At 73.6% G+C, this 18,217-nt stretch carries 15 protein-coding genes and 1 pseudogene; 4 read left to right on the top strand and 12 right to left on the bottom strand.

What is annotated here, in order from left to right; all coding sequences use genetic code 11:
• Nucleotides 1–129 precede the first annotated feature (129 nt).
• Entirely contained in the window at nt 130–1,437 is a 1,308-nt protein-coding gene (locus GSY69_RS11705) for a M18 family aminopeptidase (RefSeq protein WP_160954025.1), read from the bottom strand.
• Nucleotides 1,438–1,457: 20 nt separating this feature from the next.
• On the opposite strand from GSY69_RS11705, the gene GSY69_RS11700 reads away from it, so the two are divergent.
• Nucleotides 1,458–2,714, top strand: a complete 1,257-nt coding sequence (locus GSY69_RS11700; RefSeq protein WP_160954024.1) for an MFS transporter — start codon at nt 1,458–1,460, stop codon at nt 2,712–2,714.
• Nucleotides 2,715–2,874: 160 nt separating this feature from the next.
• Nucleotides 2,875–4,299 (top strand): DUF1684 domain-containing protein, encoded by a 1,425-nt coding sequence (locus tag GSY69_RS11695; protein ID WP_160954023.1) that lies wholly within the window; start codon nt 2,875–2,877, stop codon nt 4,297–4,299.
• On the opposite strand, the gene GSY69_RS11690 is transcribed toward GSY69_RS11695, so the two are convergent.
• Complete coding sequence (locus GSY69_RS11690; RefSeq protein ID WP_202411069.1) at nt 4,286–4,861, bottom strand: PepSY domain-containing protein; 576 nt, start codon at nt 4,859–4,861, stop codon at nt 4,286–4,288. The genes GSY69_RS11695 and GSY69_RS11690 overlap by 14 nt on opposite strands.
• Nucleotides 4,862–4,927: 66 nt before the next feature.
• Entirely contained in the window at nt 4,928–6,904 is a 1,977-nt protein-coding gene (locus GSY69_RS11685) for a M13 family metallopeptidase (protein WP_160954021.1), read from the bottom strand.
• Here GSY69_RS11685 and GSY69_RS11680 point away from each other — a divergent pair.
• Together GSY69_RS11680 and GSY69_RS11675 are read left to right on the top strand one after the other, a co-directional pair.
• Nucleotides 6,903–7,412 (top strand): low molecular weight protein-tyrosine-phosphatase, encoded by a 510-nt coding sequence (locus GSY69_RS11680; protein ID WP_160954020.1) that lies wholly within the window; start codon nt 6,903–6,905, stop codon nt 7,410–7,412. The two genes, GSY69_RS11685 and GSY69_RS11680, sit on opposite strands and share 2 nt — an antisense overlap.
• 132 nt (nt 7,413–7,544) lie before the next feature.
• Nucleotides 7,545–8,237 carry a copper resistance CopC family protein gene (locus GSY69_RS11675; protein ID WP_328698861.1) on the top strand — a complete coding sequence of 231 codons (693 nt, stop codon included), beginning with the start codon at nt 7,545–7,547 and terminating at the stop codon, nt 8,235–8,237.
• Nucleotides 8,238–8,241: 4 nt separating this feature from the next.
• On the opposite strand, the gene GSY69_RS11670 is transcribed toward GSY69_RS11675, so the two are convergent.
• The 9 genes and pseudogenes from GSY69_RS11670 to GSY69_RS11630 all read right to left on the bottom strand — a co-directional run.
• Entirely contained in the window at nt 8,242–9,351 is a 1,110-nt protein-coding gene (locus GSY69_RS11670) for a glycerate kinase (protein ID WP_160954019.1), read from the bottom strand.
• A gap of 175 nt (nt 9,352–9,526) precedes the next feature.
• Nucleotides 9,527–10,756, bottom strand: coding sequence for an MFS transporter (locus GSY69_RS11665; RefSeq protein WP_160954018.1), 1,230 nt, complete (start codon nt 10,754–10,756; stop codon nt 9,527–9,529).
• Nucleotides 10,757–10,782: 26 nt separating this feature from the next.
• Nucleotides 10,783–12,420 carry a phosphoglucomutase (alpha-D-glucose-1,6-bisphosphate-dependent) gene (pgm, locus tag GSY69_RS11660; RefSeq protein WP_160954017.1) on the bottom strand — a complete coding sequence of 546 codons (1,638 nt, stop codon included), beginning with the start codon at nt 12,418–12,420 and terminating at the stop codon, nt 10,783–10,785.
• A 99-nt stretch (nt 12,421–12,519) separates the two neighbouring features.
• Nucleotides 12,520–12,846, bottom strand: a complete 327-nt coding sequence (locus GSY69_RS11655) for a rhodanese-like domain-containing protein (RefSeq protein ID WP_160954016.1) — start codon at nt 12,844–12,846, stop codon at nt 12,520–12,522.
• Between the two features lie 19 nt (nt 12,847–12,865).
• Nucleotides 12,866–14,371 (bottom strand): acetyl-CoA hydrolase/transferase family protein, encoded by a 1,506-nt coding sequence (locus tag GSY69_RS11650; RefSeq protein ID WP_160954015.1) that lies wholly within the window; start codon nt 14,369–14,371, stop codon nt 12,866–12,868.
• 103 nt (nt 14,372–14,474) lie between these two features.
• Nucleotides 14,475–15,278, bottom strand: a complete 804-nt coding sequence (locus GSY69_RS11645; RefSeq protein ID WP_160954014.1) for a crotonase/enoyl-CoA hydratase family protein — start codon at nt 15,276–15,278, stop codon at nt 14,475–14,477.
• A 94-nt stretch (nt 15,279–15,372) separates the two neighbouring features.
• Entirely contained in the window at nt 15,373–16,041 is a 669-nt protein-coding gene (locus tag GSY69_RS11640) for a TetR family transcriptional regulator (protein ID WP_160954013.1), read from the bottom strand.
• Between the two features lie 111 nt (nt 16,042–16,152).
• Nucleotides 16,153–17,460, bottom strand: coding sequence for a hypothetical protein (locus GSY69_RS11635; protein WP_160954012.1), 1,308 nt, complete (start codon nt 17,458–17,460; stop codon nt 16,153–16,155).
• 344 nt (nt 17,461–17,804) lie between these two features.
• Nucleotides 17,805–18,089, bottom strand: a pseudogene (locus GSY69_RS11630) (integrase core domain-containing protein); the annotation flags it as partial.
• Nucleotides 18,090–18,217 lie beyond the last annotated feature (128 nt).

Genomic DNA, 18,217 nt, shown 5'->3' with positions numbered 1-18,217 from the left:
GCCGGCGGCCAAGTGCCGGCGGCCGGCGCGGTCGTGTGCCGCGGCACCGCCTGCTCGCTGCCGCTGGCCGACGCCGCCGGGCTGCGCGCCGAGCTCGGCGCCTGAGCCGGCGGCCTCTGCCCTGGAGCCTCAGCCCTGGACGAAGGCGGCCAGCGCCGCGTTCAGCGCCGCGACATCGGCGCTTGCGCACATCTCCCGCGCCGAGTGCATGCTCCACAGCGCGATGCCCACGTCCACGGTCGTCATGCCCAGGCGCGCTGCCGTGATGGGCCCGATCGTCGACCCGCACGGCACGTCGTTGTGGGAGACGAACTCCTGGTACTCCACGCCCGCGCGGGCGCAGGCGGCCGCCCAGGCACCCGCCCCCACCGCATCGGTGGCGTAGCGCTGCTGGGCGTTGAGCTTGAGCAGCGGCCCGCGGCCCAGCACCGGGCGCACCACGGGATCGTGGCGCTCCGGGTAGTTCGGGTGGACGGCGTGGCCCGCGTCCGCGGACAGGCACACGGAGCCGGACAGGGCGGCGAGCACATCCGCCCGGTCGGCTCCGAGTGCCAGGAGGATCCGCTCGCACACATCGGCGAGGAACGGCCCGCCGGCCCCCGACCGGGTCTGCGAGCCCACCTCCTCGTGGTCGAACGCCGCGAACACCGCGATCGCATCGAGACCGGCGGGATCCACCCGCTCCATGGCGGCCGTGCCGGCGTGCACGGAGGTGAGGTTGTCCAGCCGCGGCGCGGCGAGGAATTCGCGGCGGGCCCCGAACGCCTCGGGCGGCTGGGCCGGGATCGTGTAGACGTCGTGGCCGACGATGCGATCGGCGTCCACCCCCGCCGCGCGCGCGAGCAGGTCCATGACGCCGTCGGCGTCCTCACCGGGCACCTGCAGGCCGATGACGGGCGGGAGGTGGCGCTGACGGTCCAGGGCGAGGCCGTCGTTGACCTGCCGGTCGAGGTGGATCGCGAGCTGCGGGATCCGCGCGATCGGACCCGTGCGCACGAGCGCGCGGCTGCCGTCGGCCAGCACGAGCCGCCCGGCCAGGCACAGCTCCCGGTCGAGCCACGAATTCAGCAGCGGGCCGCCGTAGACCTCCACGTCGATCTGCCGGGCGCCGGCGGAGGCGAAGTCCGCGCTCGGGCCCAGCTTGAGCGCGGGGGAGTCGGTGTGGGCCCCGAGCACCCGCAGCGTGGGGGCCGGCAGCGGCTCCGCGGGCACGGCGAAGGCGATGGCCGCCCCATCGCGCACGATCACACACCGGTCACCGGGCGCCAGCTCCCAGCGCTGGCCCTCGGCGAGCTCGCGGTAGCCGGCCGCGCTCAGCCTGCAAGCCACCTCGGCGGCGGCGTGGAACGAGGTGGGAGCGGCGGCGACGAAGCCCGCCAGATCCTGGGCGGCGGCGTCCGGGGCCGGGGGCTGCGCGGTGGGCTGCGGGGTGTCCATGTGCGGTAGCCTAGTCAACCGTGTTCGGTGCGCTGGCGAGGGTGATGGGGTGGGGCTTCTTCCCCTTGAGCCTGCTCGCGAAGCTACCCTACGCGATGAGCGTCGTGGCCGTCATGACCTCCGTCTCCGCGGTCACCGGCAGCTACGGGCAGGCCGGCGCCACCGCCGCCCTCGTCGGGGCCGGCACCGCCGTCTCGGGGCCGCTGCTGGGCGCCGCCGCCGACCGCTTCGGCCAGCGCCCCGTCCTCGTCTGGAGCGCGCTCGCCAACGCCGCGGCGCTCGCGGCCCTCGCCCTGTGCCTGCGCGCCGGGGCCCCGGCATGGGCCCAGCTGGCCATGGGCCTGCTCATCGGGCTCAGCGCCCCGCAGGCGTCCTCGATGGTCCGCTCGCGGTGGCTCTACGCGATCCCGCAGCGCTTCCCCGCCGAGCGGGCGCCCGCCGCCACGTCCGCCGTCCTGTCGTATGAGTCGATGACCGACGAGTTCGTCTTCGTCCTGGGCCCCGTCATCACCGGCGCAGTCGCGGTGGCGCTCGGCGTCGTCGTGCCCCTGGACTTCGCCGCGCTGCTCACCGTCGCAGGGGTCGTGGGCTTCGCCCTGCACCCGTCGGCCCGCTATGCCCGCGGCCGGGAGCGCGGAGCTCAGACCCCCGCCGGGCCGGATTCGGCGGGGGCCGGGGCCGCCGTGGCACCGGTCCGGGCCCTGTTCAGTGCGCGCATCCTGCTGCCCGTGGCCGGCATGATGATGATCGGCTTCTTCTTCGGCGCGACGCTGGCCTCGCTCACCGCGTTCATGGAGACGCGCGGCGATGCCGCCGCGACCGGGCTCTACTACGGGATCATGGGCATCGGCTCGGCGATCTGCGCGCTCGGCACCGCCTGGTTGCCGCGCGCCTTCGGCCTGGGCGCCCGATGGGCCGCGTTCTCGCTCCTCGTGCTCGCCGGTTCGGCCCTCCTCCACGCCGTGCCCGGCCTGCCCGGCACCGTGGTCGCGATGATCGTCATGGGCTGCGGCGTGGGCCCCACCCTCGTCACGCTCTTCTCGATCGCCTCCGCCGTGGCGCCGCTGGGCCGCACCACGACCGTCATGGCGATGATGTCCTCGGCCCTCGTCGTGGGCCAGGCCCTGTCCTCGGCGCTGACGGGCGCAGTCATCGATGCCGCCGGCTTCGCGGCTGGCTACTGGGCCGTCTCCGGGGCCGCCCTCGTGCTCGTGGCGCTGTGGGCGCTCAACGCCGCGCTCGGGCGCCGGGCGAGGCGCCGCACCCGCCTGGCCTGAGCCTCGGTGGCCCCCGGGCCGACCACCGCCGCGAGCCCCGCGCGGGCGCGGTCCCCAGCTCGCGCTGAGGGGGCGATCAGCCCGGCGTGCCTAGAATGGGCCGCGGCAACCGGATCGAACGCACACGCGGGACCAGCACCCGGGATCAAGGGGAAGACACGTGGAGCAGTACGCCGCAGAGTGGCAGGAATGGCACGATGCTCGGCTCGCTGACCTGGCGAAGCCCTTCGGATGGCTGAGCGTCACCGGTCTCATCTGGCTCGACGAGGCGGTCCCGGCCGCCTGGGAGGACACCCCCGGCAGCTTCGTCCTCGACGGCGAGTGGGTCCACTTCGACCTGGCCCCGCAGGCCAGCGCCGGCCCCGCCACTGCGGCCCTCGACCTCCTCTCGCACCCCCGGGCAGACGCCGAGGTGCGCGTCGTCCCGGGTGAGCGCCTCTCCGCCCGCGTGGGCCGCGATGGGTCGCTCAGCTGGATCGTGGCCGACCACCAGCTCTTCGAGCTGCTCGACCGCGACGGCCGTGCGGCCATCCGGCGCCGCGACTCCAAGGCTCCGCTGCTCTCCCGCTTCGTCGACGTCCCCACCTATGAGGTGGACCGCCGCTGGGCCGTGGGCGCCCAGTTCGAGCGCTTCGACCCGCCGCGGGCCGCGCGGATCGCCACCGCCGCCCCCGGCCTCGAGATGGACGAGGAGCTGACCGGCGAGATCCGCTTCGAGCTCGCGGGCGCGCCCTACCGGCTGCTCGCCTCGGGCTCGCCGGAGGCGGGGCTGAGCGTGACGTTCCACGACTACACGAACGGCGAGGGCACCGAGGCGTGGCGCCGGCTGTCCGTGGGCGTGCCCGACGCGCAGGGCCGGGTCGTCCTCGACTTCAACCGGGCCGTGAACTACCCCATGGCCTTCACGCCGTACGCCACCTGCCCGGCGCCCGTCGCGGAGAACTTCCTGCCGCTTGAGGTCACGGCCGGGGAGCGGCGCCCCACCCAGACGCTCAGCGAAGGCGGGGTCAACACGCCCCTGCTGCTCATCGACACCGGCGGCGACGCGCAGCTCGAGCCCTTCGTCGCCGAATGGGCGGGGCTGGGCCTCGACGTCACCCGCGCCGACTGGCACGCCGGGGCGCCGCTGCCCCCGCTGGCGGGGTTCGAGGCCGTCGTCGTCCTCGGCTTCGACCCCGAGCGGCTGGCGCAGGCGGCCCCGGAGCGGGCCGCCGCCCTGCTCGAGTGCCTGAGCGATGCGATCGGGGCGGGCCTGCCGGTCGTGGCCGCGGGCACCGCGACGCGGGTGCTCGTCTCCGCCGTCGCCGAGGTGGCCGGCTCGGATGCGCCCTCGATGGTCGCGGGGCAGGTGCCCACCTCCGCGGTCTCGCTGGCCGTGAGCGCCGACGTCGCCGAGGACGCGCTGTTCCGCTCCCTCATCGGCGCCCCGGGCGAGGATGGGGTGGGCTTCATCGCCGTCGACGAGCTCGTCGAGGCGGCCCCCGACGAGTCGCGCTCGGCCGCGCTCCTGCGCACGTGGCTGGAGCTGGCCGAGCGCTTCGCCAGGCTCGTCCACCTGCGGGCGGGCGGCGTCAGTCGTCCTTGACGTCCTTGAGGATGTCGCCGTTGCGGTAGCCCACGTGGACGGTCTTCGCCGCCCCGCCGTTGGGCGGGATGATCTCGACTTCGTAGTTCACCTGGCCCTGCGCGCGGTCGATCGCGGCCTCGTCGATCGACCCGGCCTGGTGGTGCAGCGCGTTCTTCAGCGCCTGGGCCATCGTGATCTTCACGGTCTCGTAGTTCGCCCGGTCGTCGGCGTCCGCGGACTCCGAGGCGCCCTTCGTGGCCTTCGAGCCGGCTCCGTCGACCGCGACCTCCGTGGTCTTGCCGGACGCGTAGACGTCGACCTTCCACTGGCCCTCGTCGAAGTCGAGCTCGACGACCTGGCCGTCGACCTTCTGCTGCGCGGACTTCATGGCGGCCTGGGCCTGTTCGAGCGTGCCCCCGCTCTCCTTGTGCTCGGCGCTCGAGGGCGCGTCGCCGTTGGGGGCCGCGGAGTCGTCGCCGGCCCCGGAGCCGCTGGATTCGCCGCCCCCCGAGCAGCCGGCCAGCAGGGCCGCGGCGAGCGGGAGGGCGAGGAGCGCTGAGTTCGTCGTTGCCTTCTTCATGCCCCTGACCCTAGGAAACGCGCCCGGCGGCGGCAAGGGGCACCCCCTCGCCGCCGCCTTACCGGCTCACCAGATGGACACGCGGCGCTCGGGCGCAAGGTACATCTCGTCGTCCTCGCCCACGCCGAACGCGGTGTAGAAGGCCTCGATGTTCTTCACGACCTGGTTGCAGCGGAACTCCTCCGGCGCATGGGGGTCGATGCTCAGGCGGCGCAGGCGCTCCTCGCGGCGGAACTTCGCCCGCCACGCCCCGGCCCACGCGCTGAAGAAGTCCCGCGCATCGGCCTCGGTGACCTCGCGCCCGGCGTCGTCGGCGGCGATGCCGAGCGCCTTCCACGCGATCGACAGCCCGCCCAGGTCCCCGATGTTCTCGCCGATCGTCAGCGCCCCGTTGACGTGCTCCGAGGCGCCGAACCCGGTGGGGATGAGGGCCTCGTACTGGTCGATGAGGGCACGGGTGAGCTCGTCGAAGCGGTCGCGGTCGGCCTCCGTCCACCAGTTCACGAGGTTGCCGTGGCCGTCGTAGCGCGAGCCCTGGTCGTCGAAGCCGTGGCCGATCTCGTGGCCGATGACCGCGCCGATCGCCCCGAAGTTCGCGGCGTCGGAGGCCTCCGGGTCGAAGAACGGCGGCTGGAGGATGGCGGCCGGGAACACGATCTCGTTGAGCACGGGGTGGTAGTAGGCGTTGACGGTCTGCGGGGTCATGAACCACTCGGAGCGGTCGATCGGGCCCGCGATGCGGTTGATCTGCCGCTCGTGCTCGGCGGCGGCGGCGCGGCGCACATTGCCGATGAGGTCGTCCGGGCGGACCTCGGCCGGGTAGTCGCGCCACGCATCCGGGTAGCCCACCTTCGGGGCGAAGAGGGCGAGCTTGTCCAGCGCCCGCGCCTTCGTCTCCTCGCCCATCCAGTCGATCGTGCGGATCGAGTGCTCATAGGCCCGGATGAGCTTGTCGACGAGGTCCTGGATCGCGGCCTTGGCGTCCGGCGGGAAGTGGCGCTCGACGTAGAGCTTGCCGACGGCCTCGCCCAGCAGCGCCTCGACCACGCCCACCCCGCGCTTCCAGCGCTCGCGCATCGCGGGGGTGCCGGACAGTGTGCGCCCGTAGAAGTCGAAGTTCTCCTCGACCAGCTCGCGGTGGAGCAGGTTCGCATCGGCCTCGAGCACGTTGAAGATGAGCCAGGCCTTGAGTGTGGCGAGGTCCGTCTCCTCCCACACGCGGCCCGAGCCGGTGAAGAACGAGGGCTCGCCGGCCACGGCGCTGGCGGCGCGGTCGATGCCCGCCCCGCGCGCCCAGGCGCCGAAGTCGAAGCCGCGGGCCAGCTCGGCCATCTCCTGGAGCGAGAAGAGATTGTAGGTGGCCTCCGCATCGCGGGTGGCGACGTTGTCCCAGTGGTGGGCCGCGAGCTTCGTCTCGAAGTCGAAGACGGCCGCGGCGAGCGCCTCGTCGCTCAGGCCGGTGTGCGCGCTCAGGCCCGCGATGCGCGACATCGCGGCGATGTGGCTGCGGTAGGCATCGCGCAGCGGCTGGTAGTCGGTGCCGCGGTAGTAGACCTCGTCGGGCAGGTGGATGCCGCCCTGGTCCAGGTAGAGGGCGTAGACGTCGGAGTTGCGGGCGTCCGCGGAGACGTAGGAGCGGTAGATGCCGCCGGCGCCCGTGCGCTCGAGCCGGCCCATGAGCTCGGCGAGCTGCGACTTGTCGGCCACGGCGGCGATGCGCTCGAAGTCGGCGGTGAGCGGGGCGACGGCCGCCTCCTCGATCGCGTCCGCGTCCATGAACGAGCGGAACAGGTCCGCGATCTTCTGGGCGGCGCTGCCGGCGGGGTGCTCGGTCTCGGCGAGCTCGCCGATGAGGTCGCGCACGGCCTCCTCGCTCGCGTCGACGAGCTCGCGCATGGCGCCGTCGCCGGAGCGGTCCTCGGGGATCTCGTGCTCGGCGAGCCACCGGCCGTTGACGCTGCGGAACAGATCGGTGCCCGGGGTGACGGAGGGGTCGCCGTACAGCTTGGCCTGAGCGGCGCCCATGGCGGAGGATGAAGTCATGGAACAACCGTACCGGCCGCCCCGGGTCCTCTTCGTCTGCACCGGCAACATCTGCCGCTCGGCCATGGCCGAGCACCTGCTGCGCCACCGCCTGCGCGAACAGGGGCGTGAGGATGCGCTGGCAATCGCCTCGGCGGGGCTGTCGGACGAGGAGGCCGGCAACCCCATGAATCCGGTGAGCGCCCGCGTGCTCGCCGGCCACGGGATCGAGGCGGGCGAGCACGCGGCCCGCCAGGTCACCGCGCAGCAGCTCGCCGATGCCGACCTGGCTGTCGCGATGACGCGGCGCCACCGGGCCGGTCTCGAGCGCCTGGCCGCCGGGCTGCCCGCCGAGCGGCGCCCGCGCATTGTCATGCTGCGCGAGCTCGGGGAGCCGGAGCTGGGCGCCGACGGCGAGCCGCTCGACGTGGACGATCCCTGGTACGGGGGACCGGAGGACCACGAGGAGGTCTTCCGGGAGCTCGAGGCCCACCTCCCCGCGCTCGTCGCGGAGCTCACCGGCCGCTGAGCGCGGCAGGTGCCCGCTGAGCGCGGTGGGATTCGCCTGCGAGTTCGGGGCGCCTGCGGCCCGGCGGGTTTTCCCCGCGGGGCGCCTGCGCGATACTGGGGGCACGCACCGCAGACGAATGGAGCACACCCCGTGAGCACCCGCACCCGCCCCCTCCTCGCCGTCCTCGCCGCCGCCGCGATGGCGCTGCTGGGCCTCTTCCTCGCGCCGGCTGCCAGCGCGCACGACCAGCTCGTGTCGTCCAACCCCAAGGACGGGGCGACGCTGGACAAGCAGCCCGAGTGGCTGGAGATGACGTTCAGCGGCAACATCCAGGACGTCGGCACGGAGATCAAGGTCGAGCACGGCGGCAAGGACGTCAACGCGGGCGAGTACGACATCAAGGGCAAGACGGTGAAGTCCGCGCTGCCCGATGACCTGGCGGCCGGGGACTACACCGTGAAGTGGCGCGTCGTCTCCCAGGACGGTCACCCCATCAGCGGCGACTTCGGCTTCACGATCAGCGACAAGGGCGGCGCTGGCGGCGCCGTGAGCTCCGAGGACTCCTCCGGCGAGGCCGGGCTGGGCGCCGGGGCCGTCGACCAGCCGGACGAGAACGCCGAGGACACGCGCGGCGACCTGGCCGCCGGCAACGACGGCACGGGGATGTCCGCGCCCATGGTCATCCTGCTCGTGGTGGGCGGCATCGCCATTGTCGCAGTCGTCGTCATCCTGCTGCTGCGCAAGAACCGCGGGCTCGACTCCGGCGGCGCCTCGGCGCGCTCGATCCGCGAGGGCCGCGACGGCGCGGCCCCGGAGGATCCCGCGGGCGGCCCGAAGGCCTGAGGCCTCAGCCGCCCAGGCGGGCGGCCAGCCGGCGCGCGGCACCCGCCAGCAGTGGGCCCGGGTCGGCCAGCGCCGCGGCCAGCGGCGCCTCGTCGGTGAGCGCCAGCACCCCGCTCAGGCCAGCCGCGCGCGCCTGGGCGGCGGAGACCTCGCTGCCGCCGCACACCATCCACACGGGGATGCCCGCGGCGCGGGCGGCGCGCACCACCGCGCCGGGGCCCTTGCCGGAGAGGGTCTGCGCATCGAAGCGCCCCTCGCCCGTGACGACGAGCTCGGCCTGACGCAGGGCGGCGTCGAAGCCGGCGAGGTCCATGACGTAGGAGGCCCCGGAGACCTGCTCGGCGCCCAGGGTCAGCAGCGCGAAGCCCACGCCGCCGGCGGCTCCTGCGCCCGGGCGCCCGCGCAGCTCGCCCGCCGGGTCGAGCAGGTCGGCCAGCCGCGCCAGGCCCGCGTCGAGCGCGGCGACCTCCGCGGGCCCCGCGCCCTTCTGCGGGCCGTAGACCGCCGCCGCCCCGGCGCTGCCCAGGAGCGGATTGTCCACGTCCGAGGCGAGGACGAGGCGCGCTCCGTGCGCGGCGAGCAGCGCGCGGGCCGGCTCCAGGTCCGCGGTGGCCAGGCTGGGCAGCGCGCCCCCGCCGGGTTGAAGTCCCGCGCCGTCGGCGGCGGTGAGTTCCGCGCCGAGTGCCTGGAGCAGGCCGGCCCCGCCGTCGGTGCAGGCCGAGCCGCCCACGCCCACGACGATCCTCGTGCAGCCCGCCTCGAGGGCCGCGCGGATGAGCTCGCCGGTCCCGGTGCTCGAGGCGCGCAGCGCGGTGGTGGCGGTGGACTCGGACACCAGTGCGAGGCCGGACGCCTCGGCGAGCTCGATGACGGCGGTGGCTCCGGAGCGGGCCCAGTGCGCGGTGACGGGCGCGCCCAGGGGGCCTGTCGCCTCGGCGCCCTGGGCGGACAGCCCCGCCGCGACGGCGGCGGCCACGGTGCCGTCGCCGCCGTCGGCGATCGGCACGCAGTCAACGGCGTGCCCGGCGGCGCTCAGCGGGCCCGACAGGTGCCCGGCAACCTGGGCGGCGGTGAGCGTGCCCTTGAACTTGTCGGCGGCGATGAGGATGCGCATGGGCCCACTGTAGGGCCCTGCGACCCGCGGCGGCGCTGCCGTGGGCGGTGCGCGGGCCGGGAAGTCGGGGCCATGACGGCCACGCACTATCTCAGCCTGACCGCCACGGTGGCATCACTGTAGCGGCCGCCCCGGCCCCCGGGTACATAGGCTCGCCTAAGGGCGCCCTGCCGCCCTACGGCTCGATGACGGAGCGGGCCTGGCGGGCCGCGTGGGAGCGGATCGCGGGATCGAAGCGGCCGTTGAACGCGACCGCCAGAACCGCGGCCAGGGTGGTGGCGCAGGCGGGTAGGAGGAGGGCCGCGTGCGCGCCGTGGCGGTCGATGATGAGGCCCGCGACGAACGAGCCGATCGAGACGCCGAAGCCCATCGACGTGCCGATCCAGGCGAGCGCCTCGGTGAGCCGCTTGGGCGGGGCGAGCTCCTGGATGACGGAGCTGCCGGCGATGAGCGAGGGGGCGATCATGAAGCCCACGACGAAGAGCACGAGCGAGAGCGAGACCATCCCGACGGCCAGCTGGCACATCCAGTTGCCCAGCGACAGGAGGACGAGCGTGGCCGCATAGCGGCGGCGCACGGAGACCTTCCAGTTGATCGAGCCGTAGATCGCGCCGGCGATGAGGGAGCCCGCGGCGTAGGCGGCCAGCGAGACGCCGGCCAGCGGCTTGAGGCCCTGCTCGTCGGCGAACGCGACGGCGGAGACGTCGAGGGCGCCGAAGTTCACGCCGAAGCACAGCTCGCAGGCCACGACGAGGAGGATCCCGGAGTTCGACAGGACCTTGCCGCGCACGGCCCGCGGCGCCTTGGGCTCCGGGGCGGGCTCGGTGCCGCGCTGGGTGTAGAACAGGGCACCGCCCACGCCCACCGCGATGATCGAGGCGATGACGCCCGCCGGCGGCAGGACGGCCGTGGCGAGCGCGGTGACGACGACCGGGCCGGTGACGAAGAGGATCTCATCGGCCACCGCCTCCCAGGAGAACGCGCTGTCGAGCTGGTGCTGGTCCTGCGCGGCGGCCGCCCAGCGGGCGCGCACGAGCGCGCCCACGCTGCCCACGGTGGCGCCGGCGATGCCCGCGAAGACGAACGCCAGGCCCAGCCACAGGTGGAGGTAGACGGAGAGCATGAGCAGGCACAGCGCGACGATGTGGACGACGGTGAGCGGGACCATGACGCGGGCCTGGCCGCGCCGGTCCACCTGCTTGGCGATGAAGGGGTTGGCGATGGCCTGGACGAGCATGTACGTCGCGGAGACCGCGCCGGCGGTGCCGTAGGAGCCCGTGACGGTCTGGATGAAGAGCACGAGGCCCAGGCCCAGGATGGCGATGGGCATGCGCGTGATGAGCCCCGCGATGGTGAAGCGCAGGGCGCCCGGCAGGGCGAAGATCTCGCGGTAGTTGCTCAGCACCCGTCAATGCTACCGGGCGCGCGGGATCAGCCGATCGCCTGGTCGACGACCGCCTTCGCCTCCGCCTGGACCCGGGCCAGGTGGTCCTCGCCCCTGAACGACTCCGCATAGATCTTGTAGACGTCCTCGGTGCCCGAGGGCCGGGCGGCGAACCACGCATCGTCGGTGGTGACCTTGAGCCCGCCGATCGCCGCGCCGTTGCCCGGCGCCTGCGTGAGCTTGGCGGTGATGGGCTCGCCGGCCAGCGTGTCCGCCGTGACCTGCTCGGGGCTCAGCGCCTTGAGCGCGGCCTTCTGCTCGCGGGTGGCGGGGGCGTCGATGCGGGCGTAGGCGCTGTGGCCGAACTCGTCGGCCAGGGCGGCGAAGCGCTGGGAGGGCGTCTGGCCCGTCACCGCGGTGATCTCCGCGGCGAGCAGGTCCATGAGGATGCCGTCCTTGTCCGTCGTCCACACCCCGCCGGTGCGGGTGAGGAACGAGGCGCCGGCGGATTCCTCGCCGCCGAAGCCCACGCTGCCGTCGAGCAGGCCCGGCACGAACCACTTGAAGCCCACGGGCACCTCGAGCAGGCGCCGACCGCGCGCGGCGGCCAGCCGGTCGATGAGCGAGGAGGACACGAGGGTCTTGCCGACCGCCGCGCCCGCGGCCCACTCCGGCCGGTGGGAGAAGAGGTAGTCGATCGCGACGGCCAGGTAGTGGTTGGGCTGCATGAGTCGGCCGTCGGGGGTGACGATGCCGTGGCGGTCCGCGTCCGGGTCGTTGCCGGTGGCGATGTCGTAGCGGTCGCGGTTGGCTATGAGCGAGGCCATCGCGAAGCGCGAGGAGCAGTCCATCCGGATCCTGCCGTCCCAGTCGAGCGTCATGAACGCCCACTGCGGGTCCACGTCCGGGTTGACGACGTCCAGGTCCAGGTCGAAGCGCTCGGCGATCGCCGCCCAGTAGTCCACGCTCGCCCCGCCCAGGGGGTCCGCCCCGATCCGCAGGCCGGAGTCGCGGATGGCCTCCATGTCGATGGCCTGGGGCAGGTCGTCGACGTAGCTCGAGGTGAAGTCGAAGTTCGTCGTGTTGTCCAGGTGGAAGGCCCGCTGGAAGGGCGTCCTGGCGATCTCGCGCCAGCGGGGCAGCAGCTCGTTGGCCCGGCCCTCGATCCACGCGGTGACGTCCGTGTCCGCGGGGCCGCCGTTGGGCGGGTTGTACTTGAAGCCGCCGTCGCGCGGGGGGTTGTGGCTGGGGGTGATGACGATGCCGTCGGCCAGGCCCTGCGCCGCGCCCAGGTTCGCGTTGTGCTTGAGGACTGCGTGGGAGAGCACGGGCGTGGGGGTGTAGGAGTCGCGGTCGTCGATCATCGTCGGGACGCCGGCGGCCGCCAGCACCTCGAGCGCGGTGATCGAGGCGGGCTCGGACAGCGCATGCGTGTCCCGGGCGAGGTAGACGGGGCCGGTGTAGCCCTGCGCGCGCCGGTACTCGACGATGGCGGCGGTCGTCGCGGCGATGTGCGCCTCGTTGAACGAGCCGGCCAGGCTGGAGCCGCGGTGGCCCGAGGTGCCGAACGCCACCTGCTGGGCGGGGTCGGCCGGGTCCGGCTCGAGGTCGTGGTACGCATCGAGCAGCTCGGCGACGTCGACGAGGTCCGATTCCAGGGCAGGCTGGCCCGCACGTGATGTCATGGCCCTACTGTGGCAGAGTTCGGGCACGAGCGGGGCGCCGTCTCCCCATTCGTCTCAGTGGGCGAGCGGGCGGGCCGGGCGGGTAGAGGGGCGCGGGGCCTACTTCACCCACGCCTCGCCGTCGCCGCCGGAGACGATCGGCAGGCCGTGGTCGAGGTTCCAGGCGCCCATGCCGCCGTCGACGTTGATCGCGTCGAAGCCGTTGTCGTTGAGCCACATGGTCGCCTGCCGCGAGCGGCCCCCGGAGCGGCAGATGACGTAGACGTCCTCGTCCAGGGGCACCTCGCCGTAGCGCACGGGCAGGTCGCCCAGCCGGATGTGCTGCGCGCCGTCGATGTGGCCGGCGGCGAACTCGTCGTCCTCGCGGACGTCGAGGATGTTCGCGCCCTGGGGGATCTCGGTGACCGAAACGCTGGGAATGCTCATGGGCCCACCCTAGCGGGCGCTACATCTGCCCCGTGTCGCGCAGGCTGACGTGCCAGCTCAGCGCCTCCTCGAGCAGGTGGGGGATGTGCAGGCGGCCCTCGCCCCGGGCGATCGCGCGGTCGACGTAGTCGTGCAGGCGCGCGCGGTAGTCCGGGTGCGCGCAGTTGTCGATGATCCGCCGGGCGCGCGGCACCGGGGCCAGGCCGCGCAGGTCGGCGATGCCCTGCTCGGTGACGATGACGTGGACGTCGTGCTCCGTGTGGTCGATGTGGCTGGCGAACGGCACGATGGACGAGACCTTGCCGCCCTTGGCCACGGAGGGGGAGACGAAGAAGTTGAGGTAGGCGTTGCGGGCGAAGTCGCCGGAGCCGCCGATCCCGTTGAGCACCTGCGAGCCCAGCACGTGCGTGGAGTTCACGTGGCCGTAGATGTCGGACTCGACCATGCCGTTGATGGCGATGACGCCCAGCCGGCGCACGATCTCCGGGTGGTTCGACATCTCCTGCGAGCGCAGCAGGATGCGGCCCTTGTAGGACTCGATGTCGCGGTTGAAGCGCTCGGCTGCCTCCTTCGACAGGCTGAACGAGGTCGCGGAGATCGTGTCGAGCGAGCCGGAGTCCAGCAGGGCCAGCAGGTTGTCCTGGATGACCTCCGTATAGGACGTCAGGTGCTCGAACTCGGAGTCGGCGAGGCCCGCGAGCACGGCGTTGGCGACGTTGCCCACCCCGGACTGGAGCGGCAGGAGGCTCTCCGGCATCCGCCCGGCGGCCACCTCGGCGCGCAGGAAGTCGATGATGTGCTCGGCCATGGCCTTGGAGTCGTCGTCGACGGGATTGAACGCGTTGTCCCGGTCCGGGCCGTTCGTGCGGACGACGGCCACGACCTTGTCCGGGTCCACGCGCAGGTACGGGTCGCCGATGCGCTGCCCGGGCTCGAGGAGCTGGATGGGGTTGCGGTGCGGCGGCACGCGCGTGCCGTAGTAGACGTCGTGGAAGCCCTCGTAGGCCTCGGGGTGCCACTCGTTGACCTCGAGGATGACGCGGTCGGCCAGGTCGAGCCAGGTCTTGTTGTTGCCCACCGAGGAGCCCGGGACGAGCAGGCCGTTGGGCAGGATCGCCGCGACCTCGATGACCGCGACGTCGAGGCGGCCGTAGAAGCCGAACCACATCTGCTGGGCCAGATGGCTCAGGTGGGTGTCGACGTAGTCGACCTCGCCGCCGTTGATCGCCGCCCGCATCGCCTTGTCGCTGTTGTACGGGCTGCGCACGCTCACGCCGTCCACCTCGGCCAGCGCCCCGTCGAGCTCCGCGGACGTCGAGGCGCCGGTGAAGAGCCCGATCTGGAAGTCCTCGCCGCGCTCGTGCGCGGCCCCGATCCGCTCCGCCAGCGCCCCGGGCACGGCCTTGGGGTAGCCGGCGCCGGTGAAGCCGCTCATGCCCACGTTGTCCCCGGGGCGGATGTGGGCGGCGGCGTCCTCCGCGCTGGTGACCTTGTCCGCCAGCGCGGGGCAGGTGATTCGACTCATCCCACCATTGTCCGCCGTCTGGGCGCCAGCTCCCAATCCGCTGATAGGCAGCGGTGAGGCTTGCCTTGGTTCGCGCGGCCTCGGCGGGGCCCGAGGCGGTGGCTCAGCGGCCGGTCCAGCGGGGGGCGCGCTTCTCCGCGAACGCGGTGGCGCCCTCCTTCGCGTCGGCCGACTCGAAGACCGGGCCGACGATCTCCTGCTGGCGGGCGTAGGCCTCGTCCGCGGGCCACCCGGCCTGCTCGACGATGACCCGCTTCGTCACGCGCACCGCGAGCGGCCCGTTCGCCGCGATGCCCGCCGCCAGCTCGAGCGCCGCCTCGAGCGCGGAGCCGGCCGGCACGACGCGGTTGACGAGGCCCGCGGCGCGGACGTACTGGGCGTCGAACATGTCGCCGGTCAGCGCCATCTCCATCGCGATCGCCCGCGGGGCGCGGTTCGGCAGGGCGACGAGGCCGCCGGCGGCGGCGACGAGGCCGCGCTTGACCTCCGGCAGGCCGAACTTCGCGTTCTCCGCGGCCACGACGAGGTCGCAGGCGAGCATCGTCTCGAAGCCGCCGGCCACGGCGTAGCCCTCGACGGCGGCGATGATGGGCTTGGGGGCGGGGCGTTCGGTGAGGGCGAGGAAGCCGCGGCCCTCGACGGCCGGGCGGCGGCCCTTGACGAAGTCCTTGAGGTCCATCCCGGAGCAGAACGTGCCGCCGGCGCCCGTGAGCACCGCGACGGCCAGCGCGTCGTCGGCGGCGAAGTCGTCGAGGATGTCGGCCATGAGAAGCGCCATCTCCTCCGTCGCCGCGTTCTTGGCCTCTGGGCGGTTGAGCGTGATGACGAGGATGCCCTCGCGCTTCTCCGCGAGGACGGCGGGCGGGGCTTCGTGGGGGTCGCGGGGCGGCGTGTGCGGTGCGGTCATGGCGGGCTCTCCTTCGAGCTGGCTGGATCGGGCAGGCGGTGGAATGCGGGCAGGCGGTGGAATGCGAGCGGGTGCGCGGCGGCCGCCCGGCGGCTCAGGGGCCGTCGGGGTCGTCGGGGGACAGGCGGGTCTCGCCGGTGGGCACGGGCTGGGCGAAGAGGCGCTCGAGGTCGCCCGCCCCGGGCTCGGCGCAGCCGAGGATGCGCAGGGCGTGGAGCGTGTAGGTCCGCTCCAGGTCCTCGGGCGTGATGTCCCCGCCCGGGCGGTACCAGAGCGGGATCGCATTGCAGATGGCGAGGATGGAGCGGCTGGCGAGTGCCGCGTCGACGACGGCGAACTCGCCGGCCGCCTCGCCCGCGCGCACGATGTCGAGCAGCAGGCCGCGCGATTCCTTCTGCAGCTCGTGGAGGCGTGCGAAGCGGTCGGGGGTCAGGCGCTCGGTGTCGCGCAGCACGACGCGGCTGATCTCCGGGTTCGCGATGCGGAAGCGCACGAGGTAGCGCACGAGGGCCGCGACCCGCTGGGCGTGGTCGTCGCCGGCGGCGGCGATGACCTGCCGGCTATGGGCGTTGAACCGCTCGTAGGAGGCGCTGACGAGTTCGTAGAGTGCGTCCTGCTTCGAGGAGAAGTAGTAGTAGAGCGCGGAGAGGCTGAGGTCGGCGGCCTGGGCGATGTCGCGGATCGAGGCGCCGTCGAAGCCCTTGGAGGCGAAGGTGTCGCGCGCGGCGCGCAGGATCGCCTCGCGTCCGTTGGTTGCGCGCATGATCCCTCCCGTGGGCTCCGCCGGCCGGGGCTCGCACCCCGGCAGAACGAACAATCAGTCAACAATCGGTCGATGGAGTGACCCTACCGCACGGGCCCGCACCGCACGGCGTCATGCGGCGCTGGCGTTCCACGCATCGACGAACGAGCGGGCCCCGTCGTCCAGGCCCACTCCCGAGGCGGCCGCGGCCTGGCGGGCGCCCTGGGCGCGGCCGGTCGCGGTGGAGTCGAAACTCAGGGCGCTCAGCTGGGCGACCCGGATCGTGGCGGTGCCGGTCCAGCCGCTCCCGCGCAGGATGCGGATGAACCGGGCCCGGCCCGGGTCGCGCACCGGATCCGGGGCCGTCTGGCTCGCGGGGCTGCTGCCCACGTCGAGTGTGAAGTCCGGGCTCGAGGCGGTGCCCGCTAGCCGCGCATCGGCCCAGCCCGCGTCCCACAGGTCGGCGAGCAGCGGCGCTGTGTGCGCCCGGTCGGCGCCGAGGGCCGAGGTCACGGCGCCCGCGCCCGTGGTGCGCGCGGCCATGAGCACGGTGGCCTTCGCATCGAAGCCGGCCGCGGCGAGGTCTGCGGAGCCCAGGCGGCGCAGCGCGGCGGAGTCCCCGTGGACGTGCCAGGTGGAGTCCTTGCCCGCCTGGTAGCCCGCGAAGAAGGCCGTGGCGCGCATCCCGGTGCGCTCGATGGCCGGCAGCAGGGCGAGGGCGCGCGTGGCCTGTTCCTCGGTGCCGCCGATGCGCAGCCCGGGACCGTTCGCCTGGCCCTCGCCGCCCTTGTGCGCCGCGATCGCGCGCAGCGCGGCCGGGATGTCCGCCCGCCGGGCCACCGTGAGCTCCGTGCGCTGCGTGGAGCGGTAGTCGGCCTGCGCGAGCGCGCTGCCCGGCACCGCGGCGACCATGCGGCGCAGCGCCGCCACCCGGGAGCGCGCCTCGGCACCGGAGGGCAGCACCAGCTGCGCGGTGTCGGCGCCGGAGCGCCGGAATGACAGCATGCCCTGCGGTGCTGTCGGCATGGCCTGCGGCGCCACGTTCAGGGCGTCTGCGCCGCGCGCCAGGCGGGCGGTCGTGCCCTGCCGGGCCGCGCACACCGCGGTGATCCGGCGCTCCGCGAGGAGCGCGGGAACGTCGGCGAGCACGGGCGGGCCCAGCTGGGGCACACCGGGCGCCGTGCCGGCGGGCCCGATGACGAGCGGCGCGATCGCGCGGCCCACCTCGATGGCGGCCGACGGCACCGTCTCGTCCCGGTAGCCGTCGAGGATCCGGTAGGCGCCCTCGCCCAGCGCCTGCGCGGCCGCCGCCGAGGCGGGGCGCGCCTCGATCCGCAGGTGGTCCCCGGTGGTCGCCGTGGCCCCGCCGGGGCACAGCGCGCGCACGCGCTCGCGTGTCTGCGCGGCCTGGGACCCGCGCAGCGTGCGCACGCTCTGCACCCCGGCAGTCGCGCGACCTCCGCGGCGACCGCCTGCGCGTCGTAGGCGGGCCGGTCGTCCCGGTCCTCCGCACCTGGGGGCACGGACTTAGGCCCGCCGATGAGGGCGAGGGCGACAATACCGGCCATGACGATGACCGTGGCGAGCGCCACGAGGAGCGAGAGGACGAGCGCGAGGCGGCGGCGCTCCTGCGGGGTGCGCGGCCGCCCCGGGCCGAGGAGGTAGACGAACGAAGACAGGTCCATGGCCCCAGTGTTGTCCGCGGGCCCGGCGCGCGGCAGGGGGCGGCTGCGCCCAGCGGGACACGCGTGTGGCGGATCGGCGACACGCGCCTCGGTGGGGGGCTAGCTGTGATGTCCAGGCAGGTTGTTGAGTCTGCTGATGGGCGGGGCTCCGATCGCGGAGTGAACCCTGTGGTGATTGTAGACATGCAACCAACCAGGAAGTTCACCTCGGCGTTCGGTCTCGGAACTGTAAAAACGCGCGTAGGCCCAGCCCTCGGCAAGCGTGCGGTGAAACCGCTCGATCTTCCCATTCGTCTGCGGCCGATAAGGACGGGTGCGTTTATGTCGCACACCAAGTTCGGTGCACGCCTCACGCCACGCAGACGACCGGTAAGCCGAACCGTTGTGAAGCGCCCTGGGTTTCGTTCCGCGCTTATGTGGTGACGAGGGCTCTCGCCTGGGATTGATCGTAGGCCGCTTCGACCTCGGCGGGCGTGCGGTAGTCGAGAGCTTCGTGCAGGCGTTGACGGTTC

It is taken from the genome of Brevibacterium rongguiense (assembly GCF_009857845.1).
Classification (GTDB): Bacteria; Actinomycetota; Actinomycetes; order Actinomycetales; family Brevibacteriaceae; genus Brevibacterium; species Brevibacterium rongguiense.
This window is presented reverse-complemented; position numbering and strand designations above follow the sequence as displayed.